At 55.4% G+C, this 17,626-nt stretch carries 12 protein-coding genes; 4 read left to right on the top strand and 8 right to left on the bottom strand.

Annotated elements, in window-relative coordinates; all coding sequences use genetic code 11:
- Nucleotides 1–127: 127 nt before the first annotated feature.
- The 5 genes from ACP5OT_RS07195 to ACP5OT_RS07175 form a co-directional block, all read right to left on the bottom strand.
- Complete coding sequence (locus tag ACP5OT_RS07195; RefSeq protein WP_428131751.1) at nt 128–1,177, bottom strand: hypothetical protein; 1,050 nt, start codon at nt 1,175–1,177, stop codon at nt 128–130.
- Nucleotides 1,178–1,183: 6 nt separating this feature from the next.
- A complete protein-coding gene (locus ACP5OT_RS07190) occupies nt 1,184–2,158 on the bottom strand; it encodes a sugar phosphate nucleotidyltransferase (protein ID WP_424674997.1) in 975 nt (324 codons plus the stop codon).
- A gap of 2 nt (nt 2,159–2,160) precedes the next feature.
- Nucleotides 2,161–2,391, bottom strand: a complete 231-nt coding sequence (locus ACP5OT_RS07185) for an FmdB family zinc ribbon protein (RefSeq protein ID WP_424675015.1) — start codon at nt 2,389–2,391, stop codon at nt 2,161–2,163.
- A 191-nt stretch (nt 2,392–2,582) separates the two neighbouring features.
- The gene (locus ACP5OT_RS07180) at nt 2,583–2,795 is read right to left on the bottom strand and encodes a hypothetical protein (protein WP_424674996.1); all 213 of its coding nucleotides are present in this window, start codon (nt 2,793–2,795) and stop codon (nt 2,583–2,585) included.
- Nucleotides 2,796–2,848: 53 nt separating this feature from the next.
- On the bottom strand, nt 2,849–6,469 hold the full coding sequence (locus ACP5OT_RS07175; RefSeq protein ID WP_428131748.1) for a DUF11 domain-containing protein: 3,621 nt from the start codon (nt 6,467–6,469) through the stop codon (nt 2,849–2,851).
- Between the two features lie 343 nt (nt 6,470–6,812).
- On the opposite strand from ACP5OT_RS07175, the gene ACP5OT_RS07170 reads away from it, so the two are divergent.
- Nucleotides 6,813–7,745, top strand: a complete 933-nt coding sequence (locus ACP5OT_RS07170; RefSeq protein ID WP_428131746.1) for an AEC family transporter — start codon at nt 6,813–6,815, stop codon at nt 7,743–7,745.
- A 353-nt stretch (nt 7,746–8,098) separates the two neighbouring features.
- Nucleotides 8,099–9,709, top strand: a complete 1,611-nt coding sequence (locus ACP5OT_RS07165; protein WP_424674993.1) for an amidohydrolase — start codon at nt 8,099–8,101, stop codon at nt 9,707–9,709.
- Between the two features lie 2 nt (nt 9,710–9,711).
- Here the strand turns inward: ACP5OT_RS07165 and ACP5OT_RS07160 are convergent, their stop codons facing one another.
- The 3 genes from ACP5OT_RS07160 to ACP5OT_RS07150 form a co-directional block, all read right to left on the bottom strand.
- Nucleotides 9,712–11,409, bottom strand: a complete 1,698-nt coding sequence (locus ACP5OT_RS07160) for a potassium channel family protein (RefSeq protein ID WP_424674992.1) — start codon at nt 11,407–11,409, stop codon at nt 9,712–9,714.
- A 23-nt stretch (nt 11,410–11,432) separates the two neighbouring features.
- Nucleotides 11,433–12,455 carry an anthranilate phosphoribosyltransferase gene (trpD, locus tag ACP5OT_RS07155; protein WP_424674991.1) on the bottom strand — a complete coding sequence of 341 codons (1,023 nt, stop codon included), beginning with the start codon at nt 12,453–12,455 and terminating at the stop codon, nt 11,433–11,435.
- 181 nt (nt 12,456–12,636) lie between these two features.
- Nucleotides 12,637–15,087 (bottom strand): vitamin B12-dependent ribonucleotide reductase, encoded by a 2,451-nt coding sequence (locus tag ACP5OT_RS07150; protein WP_428111103.1) that lies wholly within the window; start codon nt 15,085–15,087, stop codon nt 12,637–12,639.
- Nucleotides 15,088–15,585: 498 nt separating this feature from the next.
- Here ACP5OT_RS07150 and ACP5OT_RS07145 point away from each other — a divergent pair, with 498 nt between their 5' ends.
- Nucleotides 15,586–16,419, top strand: coding sequence for an alpha/beta fold hydrolase (locus tag ACP5OT_RS07145; RefSeq protein ID WP_424674989.1), 834 nt, complete (start codon nt 15,586–15,588; stop codon nt 16,417–16,419).
- The gene (locus ACP5OT_RS07140; RefSeq protein WP_424674988.1) at nt 16,416–17,558 is read left to right on the top strand and encodes an aminotransferase class V-fold PLP-dependent enzyme; all 1,143 of its coding nucleotides are present in this window, start codon (nt 16,416–16,418) and stop codon (nt 17,556–17,558) included. Before ACP5OT_RS07145 ends, ACP5OT_RS07140 begins: the two co-directional genes overlap by 4 nt.
- Nucleotides 17,559–17,626 lie beyond the last annotated feature (68 nt).

The following is a 17,626-nucleotide window of genomic DNA, read 5'->3' as shown; positions in this document are numbered from 1 at the left end:
ATATGAAACAAAGATTAAGCAAGAATGATCACTGCATAACATTATCGACGCTGGCGAGATGCGGAAACAAACAACGCCGCTCTCTGCGCTGAGAGAGCGGCGCCAGAAACGACAGGAGGATTAGGTATCAACAACCAACGGCCCGCGCCAACTCGGGCCTAAGCGCAGCATTGGCCGGATCAAGCCGGGCCATCACTCGCTGCACCATTCGTATGTCGTAGGCTACCTGAAGATTACGAACCGGGTCGGCAATGAACAGACCATTACCGTAACGATCAAAGCTATTAGCCAAGAACAGCCACATATCACTATCGAGCGTGGTATCGGGCGAGAGGCCATACCAGCGCAGGAAGCCGGCAATTTGCGCCGAGGGGCTCAGTTGCGGCAACTGCGGCCCACCGAACACCAGGCGCAACCGATCGCGGGCTTCGACCACATCGCGGACAGCGTCGCGGATCATGGCTCGTTGCAAACCAACCGGCGGCGGTGGCAATTGGGGCGGCTGCTGCCGATAAGCGGTGACATTAACCTGATGGGCATGGGCCAATAGTTGCGCATCGCGCACCGACAACTGGTTCGGTTGGTGAAACGTGGCAATGAACAACACATTCGACGGCGCGGCTACTGGCCTAGCAGCAACCGGTAACAGATACAAGTGTTCGTGCAAGTAGTGGAACAACTCATCGGGTGCTAAACCATCAAACAAGACGAAGTAGAGCTTACCGGCGCCTTGGGGCGATTGGGCCTCGCCCAACACCTCACTCAACTGGCTATCGCCAAAGCGAGTATGAAGATCGCGGTAATACTCCTGCTGTCCACTCTGTGCTGTCCACTTGGCCGAACCGATCCGAATAAACTGACCGGAGTCAGAGCCAACCAGCGCTGTAATCAGATGTTGCACTAGCGCCGCTTTGCCGGCTCCGGCCCGGCCACTCAGGACTACGCACGGATGAGTCTTGAGCGAAACATACACTGCCGTCAGTAAACGAGCTTCGGTTGGATCAGCATCACTATGCAATCGCCGGATCGTCTCACGCTCCGCACTCAGCATAGTATCCTGTCCTACCCCGACCAATGCTGGCGCCTGCCCGCTCGCGGGCAAGGCCAACTCCCAGCGGCCACCCTTGGCCTCGCCGCGAGCGCCATTGCTTGCGGCATGGAAGTTGTAAGCAATCATAGTGGTTCACCCGAAACGAATATCCGACATATCGCCGACATTCAACTCTTGGCTGACACCGCTCACATGGGCTCGATCACCGATTAAGCTGCGGGTAATAATGACCGATTGGATCTGCGCACCGGCATTGATAATCGAGTCGCGCACAATAGCTTGCCGAACCACCGCCCCATCGGCAATCGACACATACGGACCAATCACCGCTTCCTCAATAACTGCCGTGGGTGCGATATTCACGGGTGGAATGATCACCGCGTTAGAATATTCAGCGGCCCGATTATGGCCATTTTCGAGCAAATACCGGTTGGTATCGAGCAATGCCTCAATGGTGCCACAATCGTACCATACGCGCACCGTCTCGGCCCGCAATTCTTCGCCGCGGTCGATCATCACCTGTAATGCATCGGCCAAATAGAATTCCCCCTTGGTCTGGATATTGTTCTCCATGATATAGTCGATCGCCGACATCAACCGGCTTGCTTCTGGCACATAATAGATTCCAGCCACGGCCAGATTCGAGATCGGCTCGCTCGGCTTCTCAACTAGACGCACGATCCGTCCGTGTTCGACCACAACCACCCCAAACCGACGCGGGTCTTCAACTTCTTTGCAGTAAATGATGCCGTAATCAGGCTGCTGGTTAAGCCGTTCAATATCAAACTCCAACAACCCATCGCCGAAGACCACGAGCAAGGGGCCGGTCAATTCGCGGGCCAACGCAATTGCATCAGCCTGACCACGCATCACCTTCTGCTCAAGAAAGCGCATTGGGTACGAATAGTTGGCCCGCATAAACTCTTCGATTTGATTGCCAAGATAGCCAACCACACAGATCAGCTCATCGATCTGCAACGGGGCCAGATAATCGATAATATGGGCCAACACCGTCTTCCCGGCCACACTGACCAGTGGCTTGGGGCGAACAAAGGTATGGGGACGCAGACGGGTGCCAAGGCCAGCGGTAAGGATCATGACACGCATAATCAACTCCCTGACCCACAATGACACCCGCTACAACTGCATCCGCCACCGGTGGCGGCGGTCGGTGCAGTTTCTACCGTTGTTCCTCCACGACTATGGGCAGCAAACAACGACAACCGGCGTTGAACGTGTGTGCTTTGGCAAAAAGGACAGACAACAAGCTGATCGGTAGCAGACATGGGCAACAGCCGCTCGAACTGGCGCGCACAGTCCAAACAGCTATATTCGTACATCGGCATACGCTCACCTCGTCAACATCAGGGGAAAAGTAGGGGCAGACGTGGCCCAACCGCATTATACCATGGCGATTTGGGCAATAGGATAACGGTTTACTTATCTTCACGATAACGTTACGCAAAAATTGAGTCACCTTTAGGCTGCGGCGGTGAACAACCACTCGCTTGCCCAGATGGTACACCGGCGATCACCGCAATTCGGGCAATTCGATCGGGTCTTCACGCGGTTCGCATACACCGCAAAACAAGGCGCGGGCCGTCACAATCGCTTTGTGCTTCCCTTTCCGATCGGCAAACAGGGCTACGATATGAGGCATCTCTTGCGCGTGATCACGACAAACTGCCCGACCGCAGAAGATACAGACGCCGTGGGCCGGCCGGTTACAATGCCAGCAATTCATCAACATCCTCCAAGCGAAAGAGGGGCGTGTTACACGCCCCTCTCACCCGTTGCCTAACGCATCACCACCGGTACAAACACCGAGCGAGTCGTCACCAGCTCAACCGGCGCCTCAAGGAACTGGTTGGTAATCGCTACCGAACTACTGACAATCTCGACCGTATTCACCACATTACCACTCACCTGCGCTGGGTTCACCGTGACCCGGAAGAGTACGGTCAACCGACCGGGCATATCTCCACTCTGAGCCGGTACCGTGCGGTTTGTCCACGTCAGAACAGTTCGACCGTTACTATTACTAATTGCCGGTGCCGGTCCGGTGAGCATCGCCCGATACGTCACACCAACCGGCAATACATCACGTAGCGTGACGGTCATACTCGTCGTGGTCGGGTTGACGACCTCAATTTGGTACAAGAAGGTAGGTTCCTCACTCCCACTACCGGTGAGCGGTACTGTTGCCACACTAGCCGTCTTCGCGATGGCCGGCCCATTAATGCAGATCCGCACGGTTGGATCAACTTCACCATCGGTAATCGGAATGACCCCATCAGGGCTAGACACTTCAGCCCTTGTTGCCTGATCGCTCCACACCTGACTGACACGCAGCCAGACAGCCAAGGGCAGCTCACTCACGTTTCCAGACGTCGGTTTGGCCGGGACGGTCAAACCTTCCCAGATAAGCTGAGTACTGCCGGCCTGTGAACCTTCGGTAATCGGAATGACACGACTTGGCGCCGGCATCCCGGTATCGGGACGTAGATAGGTCAACCCGATTGGTAAGGTGAGTGTCACGGTAGTATTCCGATACGGCACAACATTGGTGTTAAGCATTGTTAACGAATACAGTCGTTCTTCACCGGAGACAGCACACTCGGTTAGCCCACTGATACGCGGTGTATACGTATGGAGCGGCTGCGTCGTCACACGTTCCCATGCCACTGTATGTTGCTGACCATCATATGTGTAGGTCGTGCAACGATTCGATGATCTACACGTAGCCGAGAGCAAATTGTCGGCAGTCGCGTAGGCATACACATCCGACGTAGTAATAATATCAGCCGCCGCTGCCCAGAAGATAATATTGACAACACCGCTGGCTGGAATAGGCGCTATGTTCCAACTCAACTCGGTGCGGCCATCGGACAACGCGCGCTGACCGGTAAACATATACTGGTTACTGTTGTTGGTTTCACTATAGACGTAGCGTGGCGGCAAGATTGCAAAGGCACGAACCCCGTTTAATGGAGCATTCGTGTTCAGATTGCGCACCGTTAACGTAAAGATACCACGATCACGGAGACCTAACGTTGTCCGGTCGACCTTGATTTCGTAATCAAGCCGGTTCGTACCACAACGATAGTCGATCACGACTTCAACCGGAGGTCGAGGGGAAATCCTGACATTGCTACCGGCTGTTGAATCGAAGAAGTCATAACCGACTTGATTCTTGTATTGGGCGGTGACACAAGCCGGATTAAAAAGCGTCTGGATGCGTACCGTGTAGGTCTGACCAGGGGGAATACTAAGCGTGGGCCACGCCCACGGGTTATTGCCGACAATGTCCGGTTGTCGTTTGTCGGCAGGCAAATTCGTTGCGACAACTGACCGAAATGCCAATTCAGGTGGCGCAAAATCCACAAGACCGGCTGTATAGGTAGCCGTTGTTTCGGCATTGGTAATGGTAAGTGTGAAATACAGCTCTTGCCCACCTACCGGCACCGGCCCGGTGATAATTTTAGTCGTGCCCAGATTAGCACCGTTGGCGTCGCTGAAGAACTTGCTCACCTGAATGTTTGGAATGATCCGCACACAGGCCCGCGCACTCGCAAAGGTGATTTCTTCAGGAGGCTGATTGGTATCCGGATTGATCAACGCGTTCATCATGCGCTGTTGATCGAGATCGTTACAATAGGTGCGGGTCTGGATCTGACCACGCGTGATCACACTGTAGCGGATGTAGCGTATTTCGCCAGGGTTAAGCACGATTCCGCTCCAACTTAACGTTTGATGCTCGGTGGAACCGACAACTGTTGTACCTTGCGCCGGTTCAAAGGGACTAGCAGTTGTCCGATCTCCATCATCAATGGTTGCACTATTCAGAACGTAACTAAAGTCAGCCCCATTACCGGCCGGTAACAAATCATGCACCTCGATATTGGTCATCGGGCTCGAACCGTTATTGGTAAGCGAGATGACATACTCGAACGGCTGATTATTACGTGCGATGTAGGTCGTACCACTCCTTTCAGCCTCCGAATACTTGGCAACCACGAGCCGCGGCATGACTTTGAATCCGCCTATATCCCCCACGTTACAATTCGACGGCACACCGGACGGGACCACCACACTACCAATGGTCGTACCGGAACCAGTACCGTTGCCCGCTGTCGAATAACGCGCTGTCACTTCGAACGAGAAGCTTTGCTCCACTGGCGTATTGATGTTTCCTGCCGGTATATTGAACGTCCACAGGAGGATACCGCCATTACCCGCACTCGGCGGCTGCACGGTGAATGAACCAACATTACTGGCACTACCCGGTACGTAACGAACATTTGGCTGCAACTCGATCTTGACCTGCAAGTTATTGAGGGGTTGCGGCCAGTAGTTGCGAACCTTAAAGGTAAAACTGCCGCGTTCGCCAAAAATTACCGTTTGAGTTGAACCAAACACCACCTCAACCGGCGGCCGCACGTTATACGTTACATCACCGGTTTGTGGCGCACTTGTATAGCGCTCGGTCGTGTTCAGCTTGAACGGCATCTCATCGCTGGTGACATAGTAATCGGTCTTGCGATTGGTCATGCGGTCGCATGGGCTAAGATCAAGCTTACGAAAGGTCACAAAGATATCAATCGATTGGCCAAGCTGAAGCTGGGGTATCGTCCATACTAATGCCGGACGGCCACCGATAGTTATCTGAGTCGGGGGGAAGTTGGTTCGATCAGGCCCGCGCACACTGCTTACAAACTCTGCCCCAAACGGCACGATGTCAGTTAATTGCACATTAGTAGCCGTTATCGCATCTTCACGATCAACATTCGTCAAACGCAATCGATACTCACCGGTTTGCGTAGGAAAGATACGCGCAGTCAGGCCGCTGGCCGTGCGCTCTTTCTCAAGCTTGAAGAGAGGTCCTTCAACCAATGCCGAACCGTTGGCAATGGCGCGGGCAGTACTTTCATTACCAACATAGAACTCGGCTGAAGCGGAAGGCCGCCGGGGATCTTTACCAAAAACAGGAAAGACAAACTCCGGCACCCGCAACGCGATCTGGAAACTACCACTAGCACCGTTGGCGAGCGGATTACCGTCATTAATGGTGTACGTAAAGCTGCCAACCTTGGTAGTTGAGTTGTAATCTGGGCTACTACTCCGTGCGACACTTGACCCAGAGATATTCAGTGGTGCACACGCATTTACCCCGGTATCTCGGCAGTGTTGTTGAAACTGATCGGCATTGAGCGTGGTTGGGCGGGCAACACTCCAAAAGTTCCACGTCACCTTAATACGCACATTATTCAGTGGCCCACCACTGTTATTCACATACGACACGGTGTAGATCAAATCTTGACCAGATCGCAATCGATTGGGTGAAGGTATAATCGAGACACTTACCCCACTCTGAGTAAGGGTTATCGGATTCGGCTCCTCTGCTGGATCGGTCAGCATAAGGGGCTGCTGCTCTGCTATTGCAGACGTAGCAGGAGCTGATCTATCAGTGGCTTGGGCAGGCAATACAGGAAATACGGTCGTAAGAATGAATAGCATCAGCACTGACCACCATCGCCTACGTTGCTGCATAGATTATCCCCGTTTGGTGAACTTTTATGTAACATTACGGCCAGTACTTTGAGTCTACCATGCTTCTGTTACCAAAATAAATCCCTCCTATTTCCTAGATCGTTAGCCGGTACCAAGTGTACATCCTCCGTTACCAACAGTACGCGCATCCGGTTGCAATAACCTATGCTATGATATTTGACTTGTAAACGATTGCTTGGTGAGAAATGTTATGCTGGCAGTACTAATTGAGGTGCTTTTGCCGATTGCCGTCGTGGCAGCAGCAGGATTTGCGCTTCGGCGCGCTTTGCCGCTCGATCTGCTAACACTTAACCGCCTGATGATTTACGGTCTTAGCCCAACATTGATCTTTGTGGCTCTGGTACGCGCCGACCTCAGTGGACCGATGGCGGGCAAGATGCTCATCTTTGCGGTAGCAGTACTGGCAGTAATGGCGCTAACCGTCTGGCTAAGTACTCTGCTGCTGGGTCTGACCGGAAAAGAAGTGACAGCACTGTTCCTTACCAGTATGTTCATGAATTCGGGGAACTACGGCTTACCGGCATCGCGGTTTGCGTTCGGTGAAACGGGTTTTACGCTTGGTGTGTTCTACTTTATCATGCAATCAATTATGGCACAGACATTAGGCGTCGTGGTCGCAGCCTCCGGTGCAGTCGGTGCAAATCGCCGTACTTGGCAACAAGTGTTTCGACGGCTGATCCATATGCCGCAAATCTACGCCGTAGCCGGTGCATTGATGTTACGAGCGGTGGGGTTTAACCCGGCTACCGCAACCGGGATCACGCATAGTCTCTTCGAGGGAGTAACTTTGCTCAGTGAAGCAGCACTACCGGTCATGCTGCTCATTCTGGGAGTGCAACTCGGTGCTGGCGCACCAATTGTGCAGCCGACAATGGTCGCTTTTGCAACCGTCATCCGCCTGATCATCTCCCCGCTCCTTGCCTTTGGCCTTGCCCACCTGATAGGTCTTGACGGGATCGCGCTTGGTGTTGGTGTGATGATGGCCGGAATGCCGACAGCAGTCAATACGATAATTCTCGCAATTGAGTTTGATACCAATCCGCAGTTGGTTGTCAGTACGGTCGTGGTGTCATCGTTTGCCAGTTTGATCACGTTGAGTGTGTTGTTGAGTTTCGTTCGGTAACAAACCGAAGAAGCAGCGGATGACGAGTACGCCAATATACCTCCCCGGTACCTACCACCGGGCAGACGACTCTCAGACCGACGCGTGACGGCACGCACCGGGTCGGTCAACACGGTACAGACGGGTACACACTGGTGACTAGCTATTGGGCGGACGGGTAAAAGGGGGGCGATGGGGGTGAAGTTGGAGGGAGGGGACAACGCGCTGTACCTCTACCTAACCACCCCATCCTGACTGTTGCACCCCTACTGCATCGCACCCTAGCCTATCGTGTCTAATCCCGTCCACCATTCTACTTTGCATCCCTGCATACATTGCCCTAACCTAATCAACTAACTAGAAAGAAATGCCGTATGTCATCAATCGATCTTATCCTTCGCAATATTGTGTTGCCCGGCCAACCCGGTCGGTATGCAATCGCCATCAATGGTGATCGCATTGTTTGGTCTGGCCCTGATGGGAACGCATCGCAGTGGCAATCGGCTACCACTCATGTGATCGACGGTGGTGGGATGTTGGCGCTGCCCGGCTTGACCGACTGCCATTTTCATCTGCACAACGGGGCACGTGCACTTGGCATGCTGCGCCTTGAAGATGCCCAGAGCGTCGCTGATCTGCAAGCTCGTCTGGCTGCTTATGCTGCCGCCAATCCAAACCTACCATGGCTGGTCGGACGGGGTTGGCGTTATCGTCTGTTTAGCGCCGATCAACTGCCCAATCGGCGTCTCCTCGATGCCGTCGTTCCCAACCGGCCAGTGTTGCTGACTGCGTTCGATGGTCATACGGCGTGGGTTAATACGGCGGCATTGCAGATTGCGGGTATCCTGCACGGAGCTGAGACAGGCAACCCCTTGAGTACCATCGTCATGGGGCATGATGGCCTGGCAACCGGTGAGCTACGCGAAGCACCAGCCATGGATCTCGTGCGGCGCTGGATACCTGAACCAAACGAAACCGAGCTTCGCCATTTGCTCCGTCGCGCCTTGCACGAACTAGCCGGTTTGGGTCTGACCTGCGTCCACAACATGGACGGCGACGAAGCACAGCGCACCCGCTACCGTGAATTGGCGGCTGCGGGCGAATTAACCCTCCGTATCCGTTTACCGCTCTCGGTATCACCCGGTACCGACCCGCACCGGATTACGATGTGGGCTGCTGATGCCCACCAGCATCCCCACCCCTTTCTACAAACCGATGCGGTGAAACTATTTGTTGACGGCGTGGTTGAAGCGAAGACGGCGTTGATGTTGGCGCCTTACGCCGATGGCAGCGGTGAGTGTGGCACAGCAAATTACGATCCGGTTGAGTTTGTCGATCTGATCACCCGCGCCGACGCTGCCGGACTGCAAGTCTGTGTTCACGCCATCGGTGATGGCGGCGTGCGCCAAACGCTCGACGCCTTTGCCGCGGCACAACAGGCCAATGGCCGGCGCGATGCCCGCCACCGGGTCGAACACGCCGAGATCGTCGATCCGGCCGATCTCCTGCGCTTTGCTGCCCTCGGCGTTATCGCTTCGGTCCAGCCGGTGCATGTCGATTTCGGGATGGATCAAGCAAACCCGTGGTGGCGGTTGGTAGGAAGGCAACGCTTGCGGTATGGCTTCCCATGGCGAGACCTGTTGCGGGCCGGAGCACGAATGGCTTTGGGTAGCGACTGGCCGGTAGCCGATCCCAATCCACTACGGGGGATGCAGGTGGCTTGCACACGCGGGAAGCTCGATGTTAGCTCGCCTGAGAGGGATTTTCCCGATCAGCGGTTGACGATGACCGAGGCGTTGGCCGGCTACACCACATGGGCTACCTACGCCGGCTTCCGCGAGCACGAATTGGGTCGACTCGATGCCGGTTACTTGGCGGACGTGATCTTGCTCGACCGTGACATCACGGTCGGTCCGCCCGATCAAATAGCAACAGCGCGGGTGATGCTGACGATGGTCGGGGGTAAGGTGGTCTTTACACGCTAATCTTACGTCAAATATGTAAGCACCTCTAACTCATCACCACACTCGATCACAAACTGATCGGGTGGCAGCCATTGGAAATCACCATTGCGGCGGACACTCAGCGGCAATTGACCGGCGGCTCGCAATTCGGCGACCGTCTGACCAACCCGCCGATCGATAATGATCTGGCGACGCACCACCAACAGTTGATCACCGACATCAAAAGCTGCTTCGACATCCGGCAACAGCGCTGCGGCAACGAGGCTCGGTGCAGCCAGTGCCGACGTACTGAAGGCCGTGTGAATCCCAAACAGATCGGCTAAGCGGTCGGCCAACACATCGCTAAAGACGCGCAAGACAAGGTGTACATCGGGGTACATACTCCGCACGGCCAACCCAATCTGTAGGTTCAGCAGGTCATCGCTATAGAGAGCGGCCAGCGCCGATGCATGCTCGATACCGGCTTCCCGCAACAATTCTGAGTCACGAGCATCACCGCGCAAGACACGCACACCCTGCGCGGTCAAGACTTCGATATAGCGTTGGGGTGTCTCGACTGTGCAAATGACGGTGAGCGATGGACATGGATCGCCTCGGATCAACAATCGGACCACTTGCGTCCCCACTTTACCCAACCCACATACAATCAAGCCACCATTACGCCGCACTCGCTGCGGACGATTAGCCAATTGCACGGCTTCGAGTGCCGGCAACGAACCCACTAATACCAACTCTTCGCTGGGCAAAATGTCGAACTGCGAACTAGGACCGGGTAAGCGCCGTACTCCAAACCGTTGCTCCATTTCGGCCACCGGCCCAAGCAGAGGGCTATCATTGCTCACGGTAAGGTACGCCACCCCAAGCAACCCGGCCGGCAGATCAAGCACGTAACGCACCGTCGTGCTCATCAGCGCGGCAGCGAAGGTTGGTGCAGCCAGCGCCGCCGGGCTGAAGGCCGAATTGCGGCCAAACGTGCGCTCGATCCGAGCATCGAGGGCACGGCTGAAGATCCGTTGGACTGTTGGCAATTCAGGGCGGATCCGACGAGCGGATAAAGCAATTTCCACATTCTTGAGGTCATCGTCAATTGTAGCAATCAGTCCCTGTGCCCGCCGCAACCCGGCCCGGATCAACACTGCCGGATCGCGGGCATCACCGTAGATCACCGGCACACCCAAGCTGATCAGTGTCGGAATAAACTCGCAGGCCGGATTGGCCTCAATCGCCACCACCTCGCGCCGACAATCGAGCAGTTGCAACACGGCACGGTAGCCAACCCGTCCTAAACCACAGACGATCATGTGTCCGCGATACGTAGCAGCCAGCGCTGCTTGCCAATGCTCTGGCCGGGTCCGCTTATCGACCAGCAGTCGGCCTACATCAACTGCACTTTGCAATAGGAAGAAGAGACCAAGCAGCGGAGTCAGAAAGAAGAGTGTCCGTCCAATAATCTCATCCGGCAGTGAGAGATCGGTCTGAAACAACAACAACTTGAGCGTTTCAAACAGGGCAACCGCAGTATCCGGCTGACAATCACAGTAGTCAGGTAAATAAAACCAGCGCAGGTAGAGCGTACAACTACCAAGCACCAGCACTAATGCGCTCACCGGGAACCACGCTTCGCGCACAATGCGTACATCATCGATGATATTAGCTATGATTAAGCGCCAAAATGCGAAACGCCGACGTTTCAGTCGGGTAAGACGTATGTCTTGAGCCATAGCAATGTTCAGAAATCAGGTGATTACGCCTCACCCCGACTCACCGCGATCATTCGATGCAGCCGTTCGAGTGCACGTCCGCTATCAATACTCGCACGCGCCATCTTGACGCCGGTCGCCAAATCCGGCGCCACATCACCGGCAACAAGAGCGGCAGCCGCATTCAACAAAACGACATCGCGCCGTGGCCCACAATCTTCACCACTAAGGATGGCACGTACCAATGCCACATTGTAGGCAACATCACCACCCCGCAATGCTTCACGTGGCGCTCGTTCCAGGCCAACATCTTCAGGAGCAACCATCATTTGACGTGGCACATGCCCGGCCCGCACTTCGAAGATCAGGTTTGAACCAGAGAGGGTCAATTCATCAACCCCACCATCGCCGTGGACGACAAGCGCATGCACGGTATCGAGCCGTGCGAGAGCATTGGCTAACTTCTCGGCGAGGGCCGCACTCGCCACTCCCAACACCTGATACCGTGCTCGTGCCGGGTTGGTCAGCGGGCCGAGAATGTTAAACACGGTACGAATGCCAATCTCGCGACGCACCGGTCCGGCAAAGCGCATCGCCGGATGGAATTTCGGCGCAAACATAAAGCCGATACCGGCATCACGTAAACAACGGGCAACGCCTTCAGCGTCAAGCTCGATCTGAACGCCTAGACCTTCCAAGACATCAGCACTCCCACACACACTCGACATCGCCCGATTCCCGTGCTTTGCTACCGTCAAACCGGCACCAGCAGCGACAAATGCGGCGGTAGTGCTGATGTTAAACGTATGTGCGCCATCACCACCGGTACCGCAGGTATCAATAACCGGCCCGTCGAAATAGACATGAGTCGCCTTCTCACGCATCACCGCCGCCATACCGGCGATTTCAGCGTCGGTCTCACCCTTGATATGCAACGCCGTAAGAAAAGCCGCGATCTGAGCGGGAGTTGCCGTCCCGCTCATAATCTCTTCCATCACGCTTGCCGCTTCGGCCTGCGTGAGATCACGCCGCGCCACCACCGCGGCAATGGCTTCGCGAATATTCATTACTCTCTCCCCAAAAAATCCCCGTACAGACGCACGGCTATGCGTCTGCCCACAACGCCGGGCGATGCATCGGAGGAGTTGCACTGCCGGGCAACCCTACAACACCGCTTGTATTGTAACGAGACGGTACGTTGCGGTCAATGGGCAGGGCCGCAAGTGGGGCGGCCCTGTGGGGTCGACATCAACACTCGCTATAGCCACACGCGTGGCATTTACGGCATCCCTCTTCGTTCAGGAGAGTAGCGTTCTGGCATTCGGGGCAGATTTCACCCGCCTCGATCGCACCGTGGCTTGGTGTAACATGCAGGTGTGTGATCGGCTCTGGCTTCGGTGCAGGGGGCTCGGCGACACCATTGTTGTATTCACCGCCAACGACATAGGCACCGTTACCATTGCCGTTACCGTTGCCATTCCCTTTCACGTAATGTTCGAGCAGCACCTTGCCAATCGCATCAGGTACCGAGCGCACCCGATCCGGCCCAAAGCCGGCCGAGCGCGAACCGCCGATCCCACGCAATTGTTCGGCGATCAGTTTCACCGGTACACCACAGCGGAGAGCCAGCGAGATCAGCCTGCCAATCGCTTCGGTGAACGCAGTGACATCACTTCCCGCTCGCCCGATAATGGCAAAGACCTCAAACGGCTTACCATCAAGCTCAGTGACGAACAAACGCAACTTACCAAGCGGGGTAACCACCGGGAAGGAATGGCTGGGTAGACCCTCTGCCGGCACCGGGCGCGGCGTAAGTTCAACCGGTGTGGCAGTCACCGATTGCGCTGCCGGCTTACTCTCACTCTTACCGGTCGAACCGGTCGACAACACCTGATTCGCGCGCGATCCATCACGATAGACAGTAATCCCCTTACACCCAAGCCGGAAGGCCAACTCATAAGCCTCACGGACCTGATCAGGTGTAGCTTCGTGGGGGAAATTGATCGTCTTGGAGATAGCGCTATCCGTGTATTCCTGAAACGCCGCTTGCATTCGCACATGCCACTCAGGCGCGATGTCGTGGGCCGTCACCCACACACGCTGCACCTCAGCAGGCACTTCGGGGTGATGAATATGACCGGTATCGGCAATACGCTCCATCAGCTCAGGGCTATACCACCCCTCACGTTTCGCCTGAGCTACAAAATCTTGGTTAATATCGAGCATACGCGAATCGGCCTGATACCGCCAAAACGCAATCGCAAACAGTGGTTCGATACCCGACGAGCAACCGGCGATAATACTGATCGTACCGGTCGGAGCAACCGTCGTCACATTACAGTTACGGAGCAATCGCTGCGGACGGATCCGCGACCCATCAGGCCGACGAGCGCAGGTAGCGTCTGGTCCCCAAATGCTGTACTCCCATTCGGGGAAGGGGCCGCGCTCACGGGCCAACTGCTCGGAGGCCACTTTGCTCTCTTCATCGATAAAATGCATCACCTTACGGGCCAGCTCAATCGCATCGTGTGAATTGTAGGGAATACCGAGCCGCACAAGCATATCGGCCCATCCCATCACCCCGAGACCGATGCGGCGGATACGCTGGCTCAGGTGTGTGATTTGCTCGAGTGGATAATGATTGGCGTCGATCACATTATCGAGGAAGCGGGTACTCTCGTGGACGACCTCACGCAAATAGCCCCAATCGATGGTCTTATCGGCAGTGACAAATTTCCCCACGTTGATCGAGCCGAGGTTACACACATCGTAGGCCAGCAACGGCTGCTCACCGCACGGATTGGTCGCTTCATACGCACCGAGATGGGGTACCGGATTGTACTCATTCGCACGGTCGATGAAGAACAGGCCAGGTTCACCGGTCGCGTGGGCACACTGCACGATCAGATCAAAGATCATGCGCGCCCGTAAGCGCATCGGTTGTCCGGGCGGCACCAGTACATCACCGGTCAGCGGATGCTTCAGCCCATCGCGTGAGGCGATATGGACTTGGCCGGTGCGTGGGTTAATCAGATCATACTCTTCGTCACGCTCAACGGCGCGCATGAAGGCATCGGTGACCGCGACCGAAATGTTAAAGTTCGTGATCTTGGTCGTATCGAGCTTGCAGGTAATAAACTCCAAAATATCGGGGTGATCGCAGCGCAGAATACCCATATTCGCGCCACGCCGAGTCCCACCCTGCTTGATTGCTTCGGTCGAATGGTTATAGACATCCATAAAGCTGACCGGCCCACTCGCCACGCCCATGGTGCTGCGCACCACGTCGTTGCGTGGACGTAAGCGCGAGAAGCTAAAGCCGGTCCCGCCGCCACTCTGATGGATGAGCGCCTGATGCTTGAGTGTCTCGTAAATGCTGGTCAGATTATCGTCAATCGGCAAGACGAAACAGGCACTCAACTGACCAAGCGGGCGACCTGCGTTCATCAGGGTTGGGCTGTTTGGCTCGAAATACCCCTGTGTCATCAGGTGGTAAAAGCGCTCAGCCCGCTCTTCAACCTGTTCTGACGACGCACCATACCGTGCATCGACGGCGGCAATCGTCTCGGCCACCCGCCAAAACATCGTCTCCGGGGTCTCGATCACATCGCCATGCTCGTTCTTCAGAAGGTAGCGTTTTTTCAACACCGTGCGGGCAATATCGGTTAACTGGGCGGGTGCAAGATCGTGCTTCATCATTGGTAGCATGCTCCTCTGCTAGACAGACCGCTGATACGCTGAGAACCCGTGATTGCACAACAAAAAGTGTAAATAGTTTTTCACAACTGAGTAGAACGCAAAGAAGTTAACACTAGAGAGTGGTACTACATCTAGTGTGTACGACAGGTTATAAGGTGCATATCTTGGTGTTCTCGCACGCTTCACTAGTGTAGCATAGCGATTAGGATTGGTCAAGCGTTTCTCTGATAACTAAAAATATTTTACAAGTTGACGATAATATAGATAACTATCATTGCTACATTCAGCACCAAATCTGGTATGATAATTGATATCAAGCCAGGCGATACTGGGTAGTGCTCTTTACAGTTCATCCAACCGACATCCGGTTTCGTGTGACCGAGATGCGGTAGATGGCCTTATGACTACTTCGTACCACAAACCGCCCTACCGCATGGGCCAACATTGCACAAGAGCACCATCACTGTCAAGACACCATCCCCGAAACGAGGCAATTGTATGGCTACGCTCGCCGTATCTGCTACCGAAACTGCCGTTACCGGTCTGCGCACAACCTTTCGCCGTGCCGGTCATGGCTCACCTCTCCTCCTCCTCCACGGGTGGGGTGGATCGTCGCGGCTCTGGCACTATACGCTGCGTGATCTGGCCGACCGGTATACCTTGATCGCACCCGATCTCCCCGGCTTTGGTTCGTCACCACCGCTTGGTGGCCGGCTTTCACTCGAACGGCTGGCCGATTGGGTGATAGCGTTTGCCGATGCGCTCGGCATTGAACGCTTTGCGATTAACGGTCATTCGCTCTGCGCCGCTGTCGCCATCCATGTAGCCGCACGCTACCCCGAACGGATAACACGGCTTGTGCTGACCAGCTTTAGTACCTTCCGTGATGAACGCGAACGGCGTATTGTCGCCTCAATCCATCATCTGATGGCACTGTGGCTGGCGCTGCGCCGCCCATGGATGCTTGATGTACAACCGATTATGCGGCTGGTCGGGAAGCGTTTCTTCTACCGGCTGCCCGCCGATCATGCCATCCTCCGTGAGACATTCGCCGATTTTCTCGCGATGGAGCAACGTACTGCCTTAGAGACTGCGCGCGGCGCCGGTAGCCCGACGATCACGGCAGCAATGGCTGCCGTCCGGGCGCCGAGCTTAATTATTGCTTGCCGCCACGACCAGATCATGCCCCCATCGGGCGCTCCGGTCGCTGCCGCCCGTATCCCCCACTGCCGGTTGGTCTGGATTGAGCAGTGCGGCCATTTACCAATGCTGGAACGACCACAAGCGTATCACGCGATTTTGTCTAGTTTTCTCGAGGAAACAACCGCATGACAACCGACTTTTCCGCTTATCGAGCCGAGTTTCCGATCACCGAACGCTACATTTTTCTAAGCCACGCGGCCGTTTCTCCGCTCAGTCGCCGAGTACAGGCTGCCATTCAAGCGTACCTCGACCAAGCCACCCACGAACCGTTTACCGCCGTCTTCCCTAAGGTAATCGCACAATTCGCCGAATTAAAGCAGCGGCTTGCGCGCCTGATCAATGCTGCCTCGCCGGATGAGATTGTGCTTATGCCGAACACTGCTGCCGGTATTAATACTGCGGCAGTTAGTTTACCATTACGCCCCGGTGACAATGTACTGGTGCTCGATGGTGATTATCCGGCCAACGTCTATCCGTGGCAGCAGTTGGCGTATCGCGGCGTACTGACCAAAGTCGTGCCGCAACACAATGGTGGGCTCAATCTTGAATTACTCATGCGCCGGATCGATCACCGTACCCGCGTGATCGCCCTCAGTACGGCGATGTTTGCTACCGGCTTCCGTAACGATTTGGTGGCTGTTGGTCAAATCTGCCGCGAGCGCGGGATCTACTTCGTCGTTGATGCGATCCAAACCCTCGGCGCATTTCCGGTTGATGTGCAGGCATGGCACGTCGATATGTTGGCCTGCGGTTCGCAGAAGTGGCTCCTGTCAACGCCGGGCAGTGGGTTTCTTTACGTGCGACGCGAGTTGATCTGCGATCTTGTGCCGGGAGCTTACGTTGGCGCGGCCAGTAGTGTGAGCGGGCAGAATTATCTTGACTACAATCTCACTCTGCCTGAAACTGCGGAACGATTCACCTTAGGAACGCCGAATGTTGCGAATAATCTGGCGCTGTTGGCCGCAGTGACGATGTTGCAAGAGGTAGGGATCGAGTACATCGAGCGCCAGGTTAGCACGTTGGTGGCGGCACTGATCGACGATCTGCAAGAGCGTGGCTATCGGCTCGCTGCGGATACCGCACCGGAGCATCGTAGTGGGATCGTGGTGGCGCTGGTCGAGAACCCTAACACTGTCTCCCACCGGCTCAACGAGGCGGGGATTGTGGTGACGCCGCGCGGCGCTGGCGTGCGCATTGCGCCCCACTTCTACAATACCCTCGACGAAGTGCTACGGGTAGGAGAGGCGCTCGACGCCGCTACCAAGTGACAGGCGTAAAGGGGCAAAGACGCAGTGGATATAACGCAAAGACGCAAAGGACGCTAAGATGTTGTTGT

Source organism: Chloroflexus sp. (genome assembly GCF_049970315.1).
Classification (GTDB): domain Bacteria; phylum Chloroflexota; class Chloroflexia; order Chloroflexales; family Chloroflexaceae; genus Chloroflexus.
Note: the sequence above shows the minus strand (reverse complement) of the source record. Positions and strands in the feature narration are given on the sequence as shown.

Coding starts and splice junctions, on each gene's coding strand:
- ACP5OT_RS07195 (WP_428131751.1), bottom strand. CDS start 1,177: ATGATTGCTTACAACTTCCATGCCGCAAGCAATGGCGCTCGCGGCGAG.
- ACP5OT_RS07190 (WP_424674997.1), bottom strand. CDS start 2,158: ATGCGTGTCATGATCCTTACCGCTGGCCTTGGCACCCGTCTGCGTCCC.
- ACP5OT_RS07185 (WP_424675015.1), bottom strand. CDS start 2,391: ATGTACGAATATAGCTGTTTGGACTGTGCGCGCCAGTTCGAGCGGCTG.
- ACP5OT_RS07180 (WP_424674996.1), bottom strand. CDS start 2,795: ATGAATTGCTGGCATTGTAACCGGCCGGCCCACGGCGTCTGTATCTTC.
- ACP5OT_RS07175 (WP_428131748.1), bottom strand. CDS start 6,469: ATGCTGACCGATCCAGCAGAGGAGCCGAATCCGATAACCCTTACTCAG.
- ACP5OT_RS07170 (WP_428131746.1), top strand. CDS start 6,813: ATGCTGGCAGTACTAATTGAGGTGCTTTTGCCGATTGCCGTCGTGGCA.
- ACP5OT_RS07165 (WP_424674993.1), top strand. CDS start 8,099: ATGTCATCAATCGATCTTATCCTTCGCAATATTGTGTTGCCCGGCCAA.
- ACP5OT_RS07160 (WP_424674992.1), bottom strand. CDS start 11,409: ATGGCTCAAGACATACGTCTTACCCGACTGAAACGTCGGCGTTTCGCA.
- trpD (WP_424674991.1), bottom strand. CDS start 12,455: ATGAATATTCGCGAAGCCATTGCCGCGGTGGTGGCGCGGCGTGATCTC.
- ACP5OT_RS07150 (WP_428111103.1), bottom strand. CDS start 15,087: ATGATGAAGCACGATCTTGCACCCGCCCAGTTAACCGATATTGCCCGC.
- ACP5OT_RS07145 (WP_424674989.1), top strand. CDS start 15,586: ATGGCTACGCTCGCCGTATCTGCTACCGAAACTGCCGTTACCGGTCTG.
- ACP5OT_RS07140 (WP_424674988.1), top strand. CDS start 16,416: ATGACAACCGACTTTTCCGCTTATCGAGCCGAGTTTCCGATCACCGAA.